This is a genomic window from uncultured Campylobacter sp., from assembly GCF_937997595.1.
Classification (GTDB): domain Bacteria; phylum Campylobacterota; class Campylobacteria; order Campylobacterales; family Campylobacteraceae; genus Campylobacter_B.
Map to the genome: position 1 here is coordinate 1 of NZ_CALKTS010000015.1, position 17,710 is coordinate 17,710.

Genomic DNA, 17,710 nt, shown 5'->3' on the forward strand with positions numbered 1-17,710 from the left:
ACGTAAAAGACGCCCTCGCCTTCCTGCGAGACGAGCTTAGGCGCGAGTATCGTTTAGGCGAGGATGAGCTTAGGCTGCTTGACGTGCCCGTTTGCGATCTGCCGTTTGGGCTTCCGCAATGCACGTTATACGAACAGCACGGATATAAATGGGTGAGATAGCTTAGAATTTACTTTGTTGTAAAATTTTAAATTTATTTTATGCTAAAACCTAAGATATAAAAATATACTTAAATTTTCTAATAAATATTGTGTTATCTACGGCTCCAATAAAGATATCAAGGATATTAAAATAAAAACGATTAATTTATAGGCAAATATGCTATAATCAATATATTAATTTATAAGGAAAAAATATGAGTCAGAGTACAAGAAAAGTCGGATTTTATTCTATATATTTTCAAAATAATGGTGCAACAGTGGCCTTTAACGAAAGTCAATTTGAAAATTTTCTAAATAATTTGATGTCGATTGCAAATATAGACAGGAAGATTTCTATAGATGACAATAAATTTTATTTTCTGGATAATTGTAATATATCTACAGAGAGTGGAATAAAGTTTTTTAAGTGTGTGTTTAAATCTGCAAAAATACACCATAGGCCAACGTTAATAAATGAAAGCGATTTAATTGAGAGGGATAATCCTAAAGAGTATACGGAAGGCGAATGCGAGAAGACGCATGTAATTTTCAAGGTTTCAAATAATAATATAATAGCGGTTGCAGAAGAAAGAAGATTGGGCGTTTCTTTTTATAGAATGTTTAATTATTTACAAATAATGCTCGATAGACTGGCTTTGGAATATGACGGAACCATGAATTATAAAATAATTATGCAAGATAATTTTATGGACGAATTAAACAACTTGTTAAAAGTAAATAAAATTACTTTATACAAAAATATTGAATATAATGGTACTGAATTTTTCGACTTTACAGCTAATGATATTGAAAATTTAGACAAAGAAACAATAGAATTTAGAGCGAAACGTAGAAGAAGTATAAAGAGTGTAGCGCAAAGAATATTCAATAACAATATAATAGGTATTAATCAAACCATAAGAAATATTAAAATAGATGGTTACGATGAAAATGGTAGGCGGGCAATAGATTTTTCTAATTTTAAAAAAACTGCTTCATTTGATACTGAAATAAACAGTGAAACAGGAGTTGTGAATAGTGAACATATTTTTTCTAGGTTACAAGAGCAAATTATAAATATGTAGTTTTATGTCATGTATAGAGAATTTTTTATAGTAATTATAGAGTATTTTAGTAATTTAAAATCAGGCATAAGGATCTATGAGATTTATATTCCCCTATTGATATCGGTCTTATTGCTTCTTTCTGGTGAAGAATGCAAGCTAGATAAATTTCTAAGCTCATCTATTACACTTATATCTGTTTTGGTTGGATTTACGATAGCTGCAATCTCAATATTACTAACTTCAAATTTAAAAAGTATAGAAAAAAGTAGAAAAACTAGTATAGATAAAGTTGATTTTTTAAAAAGACCAATGACACTATTTAAGCTGATATTATCAAATTTATTTTACTGTATTTTAATTGGTTTTTTTATTTTAATCTTTGGCGCAATATGCGTGGCTTTTAATATAGAGAATACAGTTGCTTTTATAATTGATTTATTTTTTACAATCCATATTTTACTTGTTATTATTAGAAATTTAGTCAACTTATTTTTAATTGCATATAAAGACCTTTAGTTTTTGTAAAATACCAAAAATAAATTTCACGACAAAATTTCACGGCGCCTTTAAGCCTTGTGATTTACAGCTTCCTAAGTTTTGCGATCTCATCGCGCAGCGCAGCGGCCTTTTCAAACTCCAGCGCGGCCGCGGCGTCGAGCATCTGCTTGCGAAGCTCCTTTACGATCTTGGCGCGCTCGGCAGCGGGCATCTTCTCTAAATTGGCACCCTTTCTTAAAATTTCGGTGCCGTCCTCGATCTTTAGGCTCTCTTCGATATTTCTGCTCGCAGAATGTGGGGTTATGCCGTGAGCGCGGTTGTATTCATCTTGAAATTTACGGCGTTTTTGGGTGATGTCGATCGCCTCTTGCATCGAGGCGGTGATCTTTTTGCAAAACATCACGACCTGTCCGTTCACGTTTCGCGCGGCCCGCCCCATCGTCTGAATGAGGCTCGTGCGCGAGCGCAAAAAGCCCTCCTTATCGGCATCCATGATCGCGATAAGGCTTACTTCGGGCAGATCGAGCCCCTCGCGGAGCAAATTTATACCGATTAGCATATCGTATTCGCCGCTGCGTAGGCCGCGGATGAGCTCGTTGCGCTCAATCGCATCGATGTCCGAGTGCATATATTTGACCTTAAGCCCAAGCTCTAGATAGTATTTGCTCAGCTCCTCCGCCATCTTTTTGGTTAGCACGGTCACTAAGATCCGCTCGCCGCGCGCGATGACCTCCTTTGCCATATCGTGTAAAATTTCGACCTGGTTGTCGCTGTCTTTTAAGATAATCTGCGGATCGAGTAGTCCCGTCGGGCGCAATATCTGCTCATATACGGCTCCGCGGCTAAGCTGTAGCTCGTAATCATTAGGTGTTGCGGAGACGAATAGGAATTTAGCTTTTTTATTGATAAACTCATCAAACATTAGCGGGCGGTTATCAAGTGCTGATGGCAGGCGAAAGCCGTATTCTACGAGCGTTTCTTTGCGGCTGCGATCTCCTGCGAACATCCCGCGAAACTGCGGCAAGCTCACGTGGCTTTCATCGACGATGACGAGATAGTCCTTGCCCTTGCTCTCGTAGTAATCAAAGAGCGAATAGGGCGTCTCGCCCGGCTTTTGACCGGTCAGATAGCGCGCGTAGTTTTCGATCCCCTTGCACATCCCCGTAGCGCCCAGCATCTCAAGATCAAACTCCACTCGCCCTTTCAGCCGCTGCGCCTCTACGAGCTTGCCCGCATCCTCGAAAAATTTCAGCCTCTGCTCAAGCTCATCCTCGATCCCTTTGATCGTCGATTTTAGGCGCTGCTCGCCCACGATGAACTGGCTCGTCGGGTAGAGAATAAATTTTTTGACGCTCTGCGTCTTTTTGTTTTCGAGCACGTCTAGATGATACATCGCCTCTATCTCGTCGCCGAAAAACTCGATCCTAAACGCCTCGTCGTTAAAATACGCGGGGTAGATGTCGATCACGTCGCCGTTTACGCGAAAATTCCCGCGATCAAAAAAATCGTCGTTGCGTTTGTAGCCCATATCGACGAGCTTGCGAAGCAAAAATTTAGTGCTAAATTTTGATCCGATCTCAAAAAACAGCACCATGCCTTTGTATTCGGCGGGATCGCCCAGGCCGTAGTTTGCCGAAACCGACGCCACGGTGATGACGTCGTCGAAGCTTAGCAAGCTCGCCGTGGCGCTTAGTCGCAAGCGCTCGAGCTCTTGGTTTACGTCGCTGTCCTTTTCGATGAAAAGATCCTGCCTTGGGATGTAGGCCTCGGGCTGATAATAATCGTAGTAGCTGATGAAATACTCGACGTGATTTTGCGGGAAAAAGCCCTTAAATTCGCTATAAAGCTGCGCCGCGAGAGATTTATTATGCGTCATTACGAGCGCTGGAATTCCGAGGCGCTTGATGATATTTGCCATGGTAAATGTTTTACCCGAGCCGGTAACGCCGAGAAGAGTTTGGTATTTGTTGCCGCTTTGAAAGCCCGTGACGATGCCTTCGATCGCTTTTTCTTGATCCTCGCTTGGAGAGAATTTGCTCTCGATTTTAAAATTTTGCAAAATTTTTCCTTTTTTAAAGCCAAAATTGGGTAATATTTTCATTTAAATTATATCAGAAAAGGCGAAATAATGGAATCAATCTTTGACGAAGAGAAAAAGGTCGAGGGCTTAAGCAATAAAGTAGCTGAGCTGATTAGACGATACACCGAGGCTAGGGACGAAAACGAAAAGCTACGCACTGAGCTAGCGACGGTCAAGGCGCAAAACGAGGCTTTGGGAATGCAGCTTGGCACGCTTGAAAACGATCTGGCGTATCGCAAGATGAGTGATGAGGATCTAAGCAAGCAGATCGACGATATTTTGGCAGGCGATAATTTAGGCGAGAAATGAAAGAAATTTCGGTTCAGCTGACGAGTAAGTCTTTGACGAAAAAATACGCGATAAGCCTGGATGATGACTTTGCGAAGGTCTTCGGTAGGGATTGGCGGATTTTAACTCGTGGCAGCGATCATCTGGATGCGGGCGAACTACTTGAAGCCTATATCCAAAAAAGCTATGAAAATTTTATGCTGAACAAAAAAATAGATGCCTTGGTAAAGGACATCGACGAAGGAGTAAAATGATGAAAATGAGAAAAGGTGCGGCAGTAGGCGGCGGTGTAAGCGGGATAATATTTTTAGCTATTATAATCTTCGTGATAGTAAAGATCGTGATGCCGAAACTTACCGGTGCTAAGGATGAGGTTTTAGTAAAAGCCTACGCAGTCGAGCTTGAAGGCGTATTTAAGGATATACAAAGAGATTACCTCAATCAAGGTGGATTTAGAATGCTTAAAAGTATGACGGGCTCCAGGCAGTTTAGTGATAGCGATCTAGAAAAAACCGTCACTTTAAATCAATCCTTTGATTACGGAGTAGGACCGAAGTTAAAAAACGATATGATCTTTTGTGCGACGATCACCTTGCGTCAAGATAGTGATGGCTATTTCTTCACAACCGAAAACATCAACCGCAACAGGGAGCGCTGCGAAGCATTTCATAAAGATACGACTTATATGAAGCTAAACGGCTTTAGGATAGGCAAATAATTTTTAAAATTTAATCGCGCGACTGCTATGGATTCGTAAAGCATCCGTGCAGCATGAGCGCGATAGTGCTAGTGAAGTGCGTAGCCGTGTGTCGGCTCGCACCTCGTGCCAAAAACATGCTAAGATCTCAAGAATTCATCTTGATAGGCATTTTTTAAATTTAGCTTTAAAATCGGCATTTTTGCATTTATATTGACAGCTTATCGGCTAAAATTTTAATCATATTTTAGTTTATAATTCATAGCGGTCATGATTTATGCCATTGCGGTTAAATTTATGAGATGGGTGCTTTGAAGCTATGCCCCTCGCATTGCGCGGCGATGTGAGCTGTGGCTGGATCTGCGAAAAGCGCCTTATAAAACAAGCGTATTAAGGCAAAATATCAAGATCATCTTAAATTTATGAAATTTGTACCCCGAAAACGCGCGGAATTTTATCGGCGCGGGCTTGGGCGTGAGTTTTAAAATTTTCATATAATTTTTATCAGAGATTCTCAATTGCCGATTTAATCCAACTGCGTAAATAATCTAGCTGCTGCGGCGTATGGAACCAATGCTCGCCGTTTTTCATAACGCTTAAGTCGCAGTCGAACTTCTGCGCGAAATTTCTAACGATACAAAGAGGCGTCATATCGTCGTTTTCTGCATATAGAATTCTACTGGGCGTTTCCCACTTAGTGATCGGATTGTTCAAAACAAAACTCCAATATTCCCAAAAAAGCGGTTGCCCGGCAGGGGTCAAAATCATCCGCTCTTGCTTCAATCGCTCCTCGCTAACGCCAGCCTTACGCATAATATTTGAAATAACGTATTTCATATCAAGTATCGGCGAGACGAAGAGGCAGTCGCTAAGCTTTTCGTCGCGGAAGCTTTGCAGGCCGAGCCATGCCCCTAGGCTAACGGCAAATAGCGCGACCTCGCCCCAGCGCTTCTTTGCATACGATAAAATTTCGTGAAATTCCAAAATAGCGCGCCGCGGATCATAAAAAATAGACTCGCAAGAGACGGGCTCGTGCCGCCTCTGTCCGTGTCCGGGCAAGTCAAAGCTAATTACCTGCCAGCCTTGCTCACAAACGATGGAAGCCAAAAGCTCCGCATCCTCCTTGCTTTCGCCTTGCCCGTGAGCGTAGATATAACCTTTTTCGAACGGCTCCCCCAAATGGCGGCGGGAACGCCACGTATCTCAATTGCGCTCTTTTGCATTTTTCGTTCCTTTAAATTTTTTGCGTCGATACCCGCATTTTGCGGCAATGCTACAAGCAAAACCATAAATATTGCTGAAAATTTAATAGCACGCCCTGCTAGACTGCCTGCGATTAGCGATAAATTTTAAAATTTTACGCGCGAGCTGCGCCTGCCGCTTTGTTTTAGAATTCTATATCGTAGAAATTTTGCGCCGTCAGACTGTAAAAATTCTTGCTACGAAATTCTGTATCGCAACTGCGCGTGCCCTAAAATTTGCGTCTTAAAATTTTTACGCCGTAGAATTCTGCAAGCTACGAAATTTAAAATTTAAGCTCATGCAAATTTTATCGCGACTCGTGCAAAATTTTAAAATTTTACGTCCGCTTTATTTGCAGGCTGCGCGAATAAATACCGCTAAATTTTAATTTCAAGCAGGCTCGTGCCTCAGAAGTTAAAATTTGCGCTAATTCATAAGCCGCGCTCAAGATGCGGTTTTTAAAATTTCGGTGCTTGATAGCGCCCGCAATCGCGCTGTGTTTGCCATGAGCACATCCAAAAAGCTTAAAAAATCAATCCCGCGGCGCCGAGCTTGACTCCTAAAGAGATAATTATCAAAACCCCAAGCCCCGCAAAAAAGCCCGCCAGCACGTCATCTAGCATCACGCCGAGGCCGCCCGGCACGTCGCGATCCACGCGCCCGATGATTGAGGGTTTGCGGATGTCGAAAGCCCTGAAAAACAGCAGCGCTAAAATCATCGCGACGATTGAGATTTTGCTACTCTCAAAGCCCGCGATCAGCTCCCGCAGCGGCAGCGAAAAGATCTCGCCCGCGGGCGCGGCGACGCACATCGCGATCCACACCCCCACGACTTCGTCGATGACGATCTCGCTGCCATCGTGCGAGCGGGTCCGCTTCTCGTAATCGCCTACGATCTTAAGCGAGACGAAAAAGACGAGGCCGGCGCACAAAAACAGCGTCACCTCTCCCGCGAGCATTAAGACCACTAGCCCCACTATCCAGCCTGCGATGCTGCCCCAGGTGCCGGGCGCGGGCTTTAGTAACCCTGCGCCGAAAAATGTAACGAAAATTTTATCCATAATTGTCCTTTTAAATTTTGCTTTTTAAAATTTTACCGCTTATTTTAATTAGGGCATCTGCTCGCGTGCGAAAATTTTAAATTTCGTTCGTGCATGTAGAATTAATTTGCCCGCCTACACGAAATCAGTTCTACTCGCTCGCCACAAAAATTTTGCTCACTAACGTAAGAATTTTAAAATTCTACTCATTTGCGTAAAAATTTTAAAATTTTGCTCGCCTGCGCGGAGTTTTCAAACCCGTCCGCAAACGCACGGCATTTTGCGCGAGTGGCAGTCGTTGTGTCTCGCCCAAATTTATGCACTGCGACTTACTGCGAGCATCTTGCTAAATTTAAACTCGCTTACCGAAAGCTTAAAATTTAGATTTGCCGTGCTGCCTTACATATACATCGCGCCTTAAAATTTTAAATCCGCTTCGTCGCAAAATTTTACTGCGCCGTTATAAATTTGCTACGCCGCCGCGCCTTTAAGATTTAAAACCTCTTTTAGCGCACCGTTTGTTTTAAAAATTTAGCTTCATTGCGCCACAAAATTTTACGCCAAATTCTGCCCGCCGCTCTTTATGCTATAAAATTCCGCGCAATCCTTTTTTTCTGCGCTATGAAATTTTACTTTACGTCTAGCCGCCGTAAATTCTAACACCACGAAATTTTACCTTTCGCCTAGATGCCGCAAATTTCACGTCATTTTTGCGTTGCGCCCTCGAGAGCTACGTCTTTAGCGCGCTGGTTTGGTACAGCTGCATAAGCTGCTCGTAAAACTCGCTCTCGCCGTGGCTCTGCAAGATCCCGCTGTTTGGAAAAAGCTCGTCGTAGAGCTTTTGCAGATCTGAAAACCGCGCGGGAAAGAGCTCGCTTAAAATCATCGCCGAGATCTCTTTACGCATAAAAATCGCGGGTGGCAAAATCCCCGCGCGCAGCAGTGCTTTTAGATTTTGCGTGCGGTAATGCACGTGATGATGAGCGCCGTGAGGGCAGTTTTTGGTGCTTACTAGCACCTTACACTTCTCGCAATAGACGTATTCGGGCATCAGCAAAATCTCGATTTCGCCGCGCTTTTGATACTCGTCCAGCACCGAATGCACGCCGCCACCTTCGAAAAATAGCTCCATATTTGCGTGATTTTGCCCAAAAATTATTTTGTTTATACCTAAATTTTTTGCGATTGCGCACTGCAGTGCGGGCTTGTCGTCAAAAATCGCAAGCGAGCCCAGATCGATCATCATGGCGCGTTGCGCAACCAAAAAATTTTGCAGTAAATACCTTAGCGTTTTTTTGCGTAGCTCGTAGGGCAGGGCATCCGCGCTGCTCGTGCCAGTTAAAAAAATCACCACGAAATCCGCCTTGTCGATCATATGCCTAATCAGCCGCTCATGCACGCGGTGGATCGGATCGGCGCAGGTAAAAAACGCTGAAATTTTAGGCGCGGCAAGCGAGCTTGCGACTTTTTTTATGCGCGCGATTTGCTCTGCAAGACCATTTTTTAGCAGTGTGATGCGCCCCTGCACCGCAGTTTGCTCTGCGTATGCGTTTTGAAACACCGAGTCTGCGACCTCGCTTGCGCTTGGGGCATAAACGTCGCTAACGTCTATGCGCGCGACAAGCTCACAATAGGCGGGATTTGCAGCGGAATTTTTGATGAAATTTTCGGTGGAATTTGAGATAAAATTTCCCGCCGAATTTGCTACGGATTTTGCATCTGCGCTGCAAACGCGATTGAGTGCGGAATTTTCGGCAAAGCTCTGCGCGGAATTTACCGCAGAATTTGCACTGGAGCTTTTCGCCAAATCCAAAGCGGCGTTTTTCGCAGATTTTGTATCTGCGCTACAAGTAAAAGTTTGATCATGGCACGCAGCAAGACTTTCTATATGGTCTAAGTCCTTGCTTGTGGCCTTTATAGTGCTTTGCGCACTTGCATTGCGCGCTAAATCTGCGCCGCTTTTCGCAAAACTCTGCTCGTTTTGCGCCGCGGCAGAAACTCCATCCTGCAAGTTGAGCGATCCTTTAGCTAGCAAATACGCGCCACTTTCGCCGCTAAGCGAATTTTTGGCGCGTTCAGCTATGCCGTCCTTGCTAAGATAAAGCTCCAAAATATCGCCCTTTTTTGCGTCCGCGCAGGAAAAAACGAAATTTATGCCGCAGATGCTAAGCTTGCTTGGGCGCAGTAGCTCGCAGTTCTTGCCGAAAGCGCCGTTTGCGAGCAGGCTCAAGACGTTTAGGTCGGAGCGCGAGATCACTATCTTGCGGATTTGCGTTGCGCCATTATTTGTGCCTTTGCTCTCGCTTCCGGCTTGCTCTGCTTTTAAATTTCTTGCCGCGTCCTTAGCTCGCGCCTCGTCTTTTCTGGCATTACTAGCTTTTGACATTTTTAAATTCCGCATTGTTTTTAAATCACGCTTTGCTTTTGAGTTCTGTGATGCTTTTAAATTTTGCTTCGCTTCTAAATTCTGCGCCGCGTCACTCGAAGCTTTTGCGATGTTTAGAGGTTTTGTGCCGCTTGAAATCCCTTCGCTTTCAAGCGGTTTTATTTCGTTTAAATTGCCGGTATCGCGTGAAATTTCTGTCCCGTCTGCGATCCATGCCGAGCGCGCGCGGCTATTTTTTTCTTGCGATGCCATATTTTTTCCTTTTCTCCCAAAGCGATTTTCGAGAAATCCCAAGTGCCGCCGCCAGATCGGAGTCGAAATACTCGTCTTGGTGCGCTACGATCGTGAGCTTTACGTATTCTTCGATGCTTAAAATTTCACTGCGTTCTTTGCTGCTGCCAAGCGTAATTTCGTCGTTAAAGCCCTTTTGCGCGCCGATAGATCCGGCGATTACGCGCATGGATTTGGTTTTGCTTAGAAATTTTTCCTTCTGTGCGCCGCTTAGGCTATCAAAATCTGGTGCGTAAAAAATCTCCGCGCCGCGTTCTAGCAGTTCAGGGCTTTGCGCGGATAGAATTTTAAGGCGCGATTTTAGCGCAAGCGCGATCTTAAATACCGCCGCAGCTCGCGCTGCCGCATCGCCGCGCAAAAGAAGCGGAAATTTTATCTGCGCTAAACGCGCGGGCGGTATTTCGCACGAAAGAGAGATCTCTTTAAGCAACGCTTCGTAGGCTTCGTTTTGCGATTTTAGCGAGCGAAACTGCGCGTAATGCTCGATCTTTTTGATGAGCTCCTCTATCATAAATGGCTTTTGGATATAATCCGTCGCGCCCGCTTTTACGGGGTTTAGCACTGTTTCGCTATCGACGTAGGCGACCATCAAAATTATGATCGAGCGCCTAAATTTCTCGATCAGCGGATAAAAGCTCGCGCCGCTCCAGCTCGTAGAGAGCAGCACCGCCTCAAACTCCTCCGCAAGGCCCGCCGCGGCTGCTAAACTCGCCGCGTTAGTGCATTCATGCCCCAGCGCGCCAAGCTTGTTTGCGATACTTTGAGCAAGATAGCTTTCGCTCTCGATTATTAAAATTTTCATACGTCCTGCGCCTTTGCTGCGTGCTTTTGCCAGTCGTAAAATTTCAAGCTTACCGTAGCCTGCGCGGCGATACCCTCGCTTCTGCCCGTAAATCCCAGCCCTTCGGTCGTGGTCGCTTTGACATTGACGCGCGCGCAGTTTAAAATTTCGCTTAAAACCTCTTGCATCTGCGCTTTGTAAGCACCGATCTTCGGGCGTTGCGCGATGATCGTAATATCGGCGTTTACGAGCTCGTAGCCGTAGCCTCTGACGCGCCGCATTACCTTTCGTAACAGCTCCTTGCTGTCCGCGCCTTTAAATTTGGCGTCGCTATCGGGGAAAAGCTCGCCGATGTCGCGCAGCATCGCCGCGCCGCAAATAGCGTCGATTAGGGCATGGATCGCTACGTCGCCGTCGCTGTGCGCGATCAGCGCGAACTCGCACGGGATCTGCACGCCGCCGAGCACGATGCCCGCGCCTTTTTCAAGCGCATGCACGTCGTAACCCGTACCGCAGAAGATATCGCGCGAGCAGGGTTTTAAATTTAACGCCGCCAGATCGCTTACTCGCGTGATCTTAAGTGCGCCTGCTTCGCCTTTTATAAATTCCAATCGTCCGCTCGCGCTACCGACTGCCGCGCTATCGTCGGTAAAAATTTCGCTTCCCTCAAGCGCCTTTTTAAGCAGCGCCGTGCGCGAAAGCTGCGGCGTTTGGATGAGGCGTAGCTCCTCTCGCTCCACAATGCGCTCGCCGAGGTAGGTCGTGTCGTTTACGCCAAGATATGGGCTGATACAGTCCGCGCCTCCTAAATTTCGTATCAGCGAAGAGATTAGCCCTGGCGAAATTTGCGCGCGTGCTACGTCGCTTACGAGCACGAGCTCGCTATCTATGAGCTGCAGCGCGTTTTTTAGCGAGCTTTGGCGATTTGCGCCGCCGGGGGCGAAGTGAAATTTTAAATTTGAAGAGCCACATTCATCTGCGCTGCATCCGACTTGAGCTTTAAAATTTTCCGCGCTCCGCGGCTTGCTTGCGTCGTTTAGATCATCTGCGCCGCATTCGATCCCGCCCTGCTTTCTTTGAAATTTATACTCGCTCGTGCCGCACTCCGCGCTTTCGCCGCGCGCCGAGGCCAAGCTACACGCATAGAGGCGCTCGCAATAGCTCACGTCCTCCTCGTTTACGGCGATTACGATTTTTTTAAATGGGTGCGCCCGCGCAATGCTCTGCGCGACGTATTGCCAAAGCGGCAGCTCGCCCACGCGCAACCATTGCTTTTTGACGCTTAGCTCAAACCTGCTCGAATCGCCCGCGGCGAGCAAAATCAGCGATATATCTTTCAAATTTTATCCTTGAAATTTTGTTACGAAATTATACGTATTAAAAATGAAAGCAAAATTAATCGCGGCTTGCGCGCTGAAATATCTTAAGCTTAAGCGTAAATTTACACGGCGCGGCGGCGAAATTTCAGCTTACGTTACGAAAATAAACGGCAAAAGAAAAGTAAGGATTAATGAAATTTGTTATATTATACGCGCATTTTTAAGAAGCGAGGCGAAAATGACCGAAAGCTGCGTAACGCAGATCTATTTTGCAAAAAGAGGTGAAGTGACGCCGCAGATGAGAGAGGTTGCGCAAAGCGAGCGCATGGACGTGCGGGTTCTGTGTGATCTCATCGCGCAAGGAAGAGCGATCATCCCCGCAAACGTTAATCATAAAAGCTTAAAACCCATCGGCATAGGGCGCGCGCTGCGGTGCAAGATCAACGCAAACATCGGCTCCTCGGGCACGACGAGCGATATTGAGGGCGAGTTGGAAAAGCTTGAAGCGTGCTTAAAATACGGCGCCGATACGGTGATGGATCTAAGCACGGGCGGCGATTTGGACGAGATCCGCGCCGCGATAATCGAGCGCTCGCCCGTACCCATAGGCACGGTGCCGATCTATCAGATGATCCATGAGCTGGGCGATATTAAAAATTTAAAAACGAGCGCTATTCTTAGCACGATCGAGAAGCAGGCGCGGCAGGGAGTGGATTATTTCACGATCCACGCAGGCTTTAAGCTCGAGTTTATGCCGCTGCTGTCCCGTCGCAAGATGGGTATCGTAAGCAGAGGCGGCTCGCTGATAGCGTCGTGGATGATGAAATTTCACAAGCAAAACCCATTCTACGAAGCGTTTGATGAAATTTGCGACATCTGCGCCGCCTACGACGTATCGCTATCTCTGGGAGACGGTTTGCGCCCGGGCTGCTTATACGACGCGACCGATAAAGCGCAGCTTAGCGAGCTTGAAATTTTAGGCGAGCTAGCCCTGCGCGCGAATGAAAAAAACGTGCAGGTGATGATCGAGGGGCCGGGGCATATCCCATTTAACGAGATTGAGCTTAATATGCAGCTAGAGCGCAAGCTCTGCCGCGACGCGCCATTTTACGTGCTGGGGCCGCTTCCGACCGACATCGGTGCGGGCTACGATCACATCAGCTCGGCTATCGGTGGGACGATGGCTGCGTATTGCGGCGCCAGCATGCTCTGCTACGTAACGCCCAAGGAGCATCTGGGGCTTCCCAATGCACGCGACGTCAGAGAGGGCATCATCGCGCATAAGATCGCCGCTCACGCCGCGGACGTCGCGCTAGGCAAAGCGGGCGCGATAGAGCGCGATCACGAGATGAGCGATGCGAGGTATAATTTTGATTGGAACAGGCAGTTTGAGCTTAGCTTCGATCCAGATCATGCGCGCGAGCTGCATGATGAGAGCCTGGGCGATGAAATTTACAAGGGCGCGAAGTTTTGCTCGATGTGCGGGCCGAAATTTTGCGCATATAAAATCAGTAGAAATTTAACCGAAAATAAGGAGAAAGAATGAGTAAAGACGAAGTCTTAAATTTGCTTAAAAGCGTGATCTATCCGGGCTTTTCTAAAAGCATCGTGGATTTTGGATTTGTAAAAGATATCGAGATCGGCGATAGAATTTTCGTAGGGATCGAAATCCCCAGCGCCAAGCCTGAGATCGCAGCAGAGCTCAGATCAGCGGCGCAAAAGGCGCTAGGGGCGGATGCCGAAATTTTAATCAAACAGCCCAAGATCGCCGAGGAAAAGAGCAACTCTCGCAGCGGCAAAAATATCGCGCCGCAGATCAAGCATTTCGTGATGATCAGCAGCGGCAAGGGCGGCGTAGGCAAGAGCACGACGACGCTAAATTTAGCTATCAGCACGGCAAAGCTCGGCAAGAGAGTGGGGATTTTGGATGCCGATATTTATGGGCCGAATTTGCCGCGAATGCTAGGCGAGGATAAGACGCAAGCAAGCGTCGTGGGGCAGAAGCTAAAGCCGATCTTAAGCCACGGCGTGGAGATGATGAGCATGGGCGTGCTGATGGAAGAGGGCGCGAGCCTCATCTGGCGCGGCTCGATGATAATGAAGGCGATCGAGCAGCTGCTAAAAGACGTGGCGTGGAGCGATCTGGACGTGCTGTTTTTGGATATGCCTCCGGGTACGGGCGACGCGCAGCTTACGCTCGCTCAGAGCGTGCCGGTGACGGCGGGCGTGTGCGTTACGACGCCGCAGACGGTCGCGCTAGACGACAGCGCGCGCGGGCTTGATATGTTTGAAAAGCTCCACATCCCGATCGCAGGTCTTATCGAGAATATGAGCGGCTTCATCTGCCCCGATAACGGCAAGGAGTACGACATCTTCGGCCGCGGCGGCGCGCAAAAGCTGGCACAGCGATACGATACCGAAGTAATCGGCGAGATCCCGATCGAGATCGCTATCCGCGAGGGCGGCGACAGCGGCAAGCCGATAAGCTTTTACGCGCCCGATTCTTTAAGCGCGAAGCGCTACGAGCAGGCTGCGCGCAAGCTGTGGGAGAAGATCGAGAAGATCGATCGCGAGGAGCTGGCGGACAACTCCGCGATCCAGCCGGTGATGGACGGCAAGAGCGCCTGCTCGAATTAGGGCATTGACGGGCGCGGCGTCGAATTTCTCTTGAATTTTGCAGATTGAAATTCAACGCGGAATTTCATAGTTTGAAATTTCACGCCTAATTTCGCTGCAAATTTTATAATGCTCGCAAAATTTCGGTATGCAAATCCGTCATAGAATTTTGCCCGTAAATTTAACGGGCAAAATTTCACGCGGGTTTTGCGGCTTGAAATTCTGCGCCGAATTTTGTAGCTCGAAATTCCTGGCAAAAATTCCGCCACGAAATTTTGCAGCGATTTTACGGCGAAATTTTATGGTGCCAGTAAAATTTTTGTGTATAGAATTTCGTGTAGAGTTCCGTAGCGCGAGTTTTTATACTAAATTTTAGAGCTTTAAATTTCACTTTGATTTTGAGCAAATTTATAGCGCTCACAAAATTTGGGCAGACGAAATTTCGAGCTAGAATTTTACCCAAGCTTCGTTGCGTGAGATTTTAGATAAAATTCTAAGCGTGAAATTTTACGGCGGAAGTTAAATTCCAAACGCGCAATTCAGCGAGGTAAAATTTGCCGTAGAATTCTGCCTTGGAGTTTTAAATGTAAAATTTTAAGCATAAAGCTTTGCCGTAGAATTTCAAAATGCAAAATTTATCGCTAAAACTTTGTTTTAAAATTTTCAGATGGGGCTTTAGCGATGAATTTCTGGCTTGAAATTTTATCGCGTCTAGCTTTTAGTGGTAGTCGCAGCATTGCGCTAGTTTAAATTTTATTTCGCCGGGCCTTATGGCGGTGGAGTTTATCTGCGAAAGCCTCTGTAGAGTTTATTTGGAATGGAATTTTATCTGTAGTGATTGCGGAAGTAAATTTCTCGCGCAGCTGAAATTTAAGCAGCTAGAATTTCATTCGTATAGGCTGTGGAGCCAAGGCGGCAAAATCCCTAAGCCTAGGGCTTTTAGGTTTAGGGATTTTACTTTTATACGAAATAAGAAAGGTCGGTAATGAGGTTTTTGATTATTTTGGTGCTTGCATTTGCGGCGTTCGCGCAAGAGAGCAATATGCAAAAATGGGCGAAAGAGATTACCGCGTCCGCGCAGATCCCGCAGGATAAGTTTTTGGCGTTTTATCTGAATAAAGATGAGCCTAAGAAAGTGGTTTTCTCTGAAAACGTCGATCGCATCAGCGTCAATTACGAGGGAAATTCTTTCCATGAAATTCCATCTCCAAATCTTATGGCGTATTGGGTAGGCGAGTTTAATTTCGACGCAGATGTCGAAAAGATGGTGCTAGGAGATTACGGCTGGTCTACGCTGGTAATCGCCGTAGATGGCACGGACGTGCTAGGCGGAACATCTAGCAATCAAAAGCGCCCGCTTACGTATAAATTTAGCAAGGGCAAGCACAAGATCGAAGCGTGGTTTTTAAATGACGCGCATTCCAGCGAGCTTTTCGTGGATTTTAAAGATGTAGAGCCATTTTATCGTCAAAAAGACGCCGTAGCCAAGATCCCTGCGGATAAGGACTACGATCTGTGGCTCGGCGCAATCTACGAAAGCGCGCAGATGAATAATCGCGTCAAGCTAAATTTAGCCAAATCCGATAAGCCCATCGTGCTACTGCTTAGCTCATATCGCGCCGTGGAGTGGGAGATCTCAAATCCGCAAAAGAATGAAATTCTAGCCGTGTTAATTTACAATCCCATTAGTAGCGTCCGTGGCGTAAGCGGTGCGCTTTACGTCGAGGACTACAGATACACAGAGGCTGCAGATGGGCTTAAATGCGAGTGCATCTCGGGCAATGTCTTTCACTGCGATGGCAGCGAGATTTATGATATGAACGGGCGCGTAAACGGGATATTTGGCAGAGGCCTGGGGGCATTTGCCGGCAAGCACGCCGTAAATTCCTTAGATCTGCCGGGGCTTGTTATTACTCCAAAAATTTTAGACGAAAGCAAAGCTCGCCTACTCTCGGTAGAAGCGGACCGCAAGAAATGCGAGAGCACGCCGATGGATGATGTGTTTAGGTAGGATGGAATTTAAAATTTGGAGGAAAAAATGAAAATTTTAAGAGTATTTTTACTGGCTTTTTGCGTATTTCTTGCTTGTGCAAACGCTAACGACACACAAAAATGGGCGAGTGAGATCACGGCGGGCAAGCAGATTCCAGCGGATAAGTTTTTGGCTTTTTACTTAAATAAAGACGATCCGAAAACCGTCGTTTTCTCGGAAACGGTCGAAAATATAAATTTAAATTTCGCTTACGACAAGTTCCACAAAATACCTTCCGAAAAATTTATCGCCTATTGGGTCGGGAATTTCGACTTCAAGCAGGATGTGCAACAGATGATTTTGGCGGATTTTAGTTGGGCGAATTTACGTATTGCAATAGATGACGAGCAGATATACGACTCCGAAAATGCTAGAAACAAAGCCGTCGTACATAAATTTAGTAAAGGGCGCCACAAGATTGAGGTTTGGTTCGCCAACAATTGGCATACCACTAGCCTTTTGGTGGATTTTAAGGATGAGCCAAATTTTTATAAACAAAGCGAGGTAGCTGCTAAGCTAAAAGGTCAAAATTTCGATATATGGCTAGCTGCCATTTACGAAAGTGATGTGAATGATAATAAAGTAGTCGTCGCGCTAGAAAAATCGAAAAAGCCGCTTGTAGTGATGCTAAGTTCATATCGTGCCGTACGCTGGGAGGTGTCAAATCCGCATAATAATAAAATTCTAGCCGTACTCGTTTTTAATCCGATAAGCAGTATAAATTTGAAAGAAAACGTTTATTTGGTGAATCGTGTATACGATGATAATACCAAAATAAGATGCGATTGTGTTGGCGGCGGATCGGACTTTCACTGCGATGGCGGAGATATAAGTAGCAAAAACGAGCTCATTAAAAAAGATTTTGGACAAAATTTAAGCGGTTTTAGTGGCTCTCACGACGCGATTATGATAAATTTGCCGAGTACTTTGGTGGATGAAAGCGTGTTTGCCAAGGACGCCGAGCTCAAAAAACAAATCGAAATCGATCGTGAAAAGTGCCTAAAAGGCGGTAAAATAAACGATATTTTTAATTAATTTTAGGAGTAAGAATGTCTAAAGAATTTAAAACGATAGAGGAGTTGAATGAGCTTATACAGGGCGTGCGAGCAGCCAAAGGCTATCGCGATCCGATGATGTGGGCGATCGGGCGCGTATTTAAGGGGCGTGCGGAGGACCACAAAAGCCTAAGTGTGAATTACGCGCACGTAAATTTTAAAGATGGGCTAGTAAGCG

Annotated in this window: 16 protein-coding genes; 10 read left to right on the plus strand and 6 right to left on the minus strand. The window is 46.0% G+C overall.

Annotated elements, in window-relative coordinates; translation table 11 throughout:
* The first annotated feature begins 355 nt into the window (after nt 1–355).
* Both Q0614_RS00620 and Q0614_RS00625 read left to right on the plus strand, forming a co-directional pair.
* The gene (locus Q0614_RS00620; RefSeq protein WP_298785786.1) at nt 356–1,225 is read left to right on the plus strand and encodes a hypothetical protein; all 870 of its coding nucleotides are present in this window, start codon (nt 356–358) and stop codon (nt 1,223–1,225) included.
* A gap of 9 nt (nt 1,226–1,234) precedes the next feature.
* A complete protein-coding gene (locus Q0614_RS00625; protein WP_298785788.1) occupies nt 1,235–1,723 on the plus strand; it encodes a hypothetical protein in 489 nt (162 codons plus the stop codon).
* Between the two features lie 64 nt (nt 1,724–1,787).
* Here the strand turns inward: Q0614_RS00625 and uvrB are convergent, their stop codons facing one another.
* Nucleotides 1,788–3,764 (minus strand): excinuclease ABC subunit UvrB, encoded by a 1,977-nt coding sequence (gene uvrB / locus Q0614_RS00630; protein WP_298785790.1) that lies wholly within the window; start codon nt 3,762–3,764, stop codon nt 1,788–1,790.
* 69 nt (nt 3,765–3,833) lie between these two features.
* On the opposite strand from uvrB, the gene Q0614_RS00635 reads away from it, so the two are divergent.
* The 3 genes from Q0614_RS00635 to Q0614_RS00645 are packed head-to-tail and all read left to right on the plus strand — an operon-like array spanning nt 3,834 to nt 4,791.
* Complete coding sequence (locus tag Q0614_RS00635; protein WP_005871316.1) at nt 3,834–4,094, plus strand: hypothetical protein; 261 nt, start codon at nt 3,834–3,836, stop codon at nt 4,092–4,094.
* Nucleotides 4,091–4,327 (plus strand): hypothetical protein, encoded by a 237-nt coding sequence (locus Q0614_RS00640; protein WP_005871317.1) that lies wholly within the window; start codon nt 4,091–4,093, stop codon nt 4,325–4,327. Before Q0614_RS00635 ends, Q0614_RS00640 begins: the two co-directional genes overlap by 4 nt.
* The gene (locus Q0614_RS00645) at nt 4,324–4,791 is read left to right on the plus strand and encodes a hypothetical protein (RefSeq protein ID WP_298785793.1); all 468 of its coding nucleotides are present in this window, start codon (nt 4,324–4,326) and stop codon (nt 4,789–4,791) included. Before Q0614_RS00640 ends, Q0614_RS00645 begins: the two co-directional genes overlap by 4 nt.
* A 483-nt stretch (nt 4,792–5,274) precedes the next feature.
* Here the strand turns inward: Q0614_RS00645 and Q0614_RS00650 are convergent, their stop codons facing one another.
* The 5 genes from Q0614_RS00650 to ispF form a co-directional block, all read right to left on the minus strand.
* A complete protein-coding gene (locus tag Q0614_RS00650) occupies nt 5,275–5,949 on the minus strand; it encodes an alpha/beta hydrolase (protein ID WP_298785795.1) in 675 nt (224 codons plus the stop codon).
* 587 nt (nt 5,950–6,536) lie between these two features.
* Complete coding sequence (locus Q0614_RS00655) at nt 6,537–7,073, minus strand: phosphatidylglycerophosphatase A (protein WP_298785796.1); 537 nt, start codon at nt 7,071–7,073, stop codon at nt 6,537–6,539.
* Nucleotides 7,074–7,782: 709 nt separating this feature from the next.
* Nucleotides 7,783–9,690, minus strand: coding sequence for a hypothetical protein (locus tag Q0614_RS00660; RefSeq protein ID WP_298785797.1), 1,908 nt, complete (start codon nt 9,688–9,690; stop codon nt 7,783–7,785).
* Nucleotides 9,668–10,531: a response regulator gene (locus Q0614_RS00665; RefSeq protein ID WP_298785798.1), complete on the minus strand. Its 864-nt coding sequence runs from the start codon at nt 10,529–10,531 to the stop codon at nt 9,668–9,670. The genes Q0614_RS00660 and Q0614_RS00665 overlap by 23 nt, the downstream gene beginning before the upstream one ends.
* Nucleotides 10,528–11,850 carry a 2-C-methyl-D-erythritol 2,4-cyclodiphosphate synthase gene (gene ispF / locus Q0614_RS00670; protein ID WP_298785799.1) on the minus strand — a complete coding sequence of 441 codons (1,323 nt, stop codon included), beginning with the start codon at nt 11,848–11,850 and terminating at the stop codon, nt 10,528–10,530. Before ispF ends, Q0614_RS00665 begins: the two co-directional genes overlap by 4 nt.
* Nucleotides 11,851–12,067: 217 nt before the next feature.
* Between ispF and thiC the strand changes: the two genes are divergently transcribed.
* From thiC to Q0614_RS00695, 5 genes are all read left to right on the plus strand, one after another.
* On the plus strand, nt 12,068–13,375 hold the full coding sequence (gene thiC / locus Q0614_RS00675; protein ID WP_298785807.1) for a phosphomethylpyrimidine synthase ThiC: 1,308 nt from the start codon (nt 12,068–12,070) through the stop codon (nt 13,373–13,375).
* Nucleotides 13,372–14,466, plus strand: a complete 1,095-nt coding sequence (locus tag Q0614_RS00680; protein WP_298785800.1) for an Mrp/NBP35 family ATP-binding protein — start codon at nt 13,372–13,374, stop codon at nt 14,464–14,466. Before thiC ends, Q0614_RS00680 begins: the two co-directional genes overlap by 4 nt.
* A gap of 964 nt (nt 14,467–15,430) precedes the next feature.
* A complete protein-coding gene (locus Q0614_RS00685; protein ID WP_298785802.1) occupies nt 15,431–16,456 on the plus strand; it encodes a hypothetical protein in 1,026 nt (341 codons plus the stop codon).
* Between the two features lie 27 nt (nt 16,457–16,483).
* Entirely contained in the window at nt 16,484–17,512 is a 1,029-nt protein-coding gene (locus Q0614_RS00690) for a hypothetical protein (RefSeq protein WP_298785804.1), read from the plus strand.
* A 14-nt stretch (nt 17,513–17,526) separates the two neighbouring features.
* On the plus strand, nt 17,527–17,710 hold a 184-nt coding region (locus Q0614_RS00695), incomplete at its 3' end, for a tetrahydrodipicolinate N-succinyltransferase N-terminal domain-containing protein (protein ID WP_298785805.1).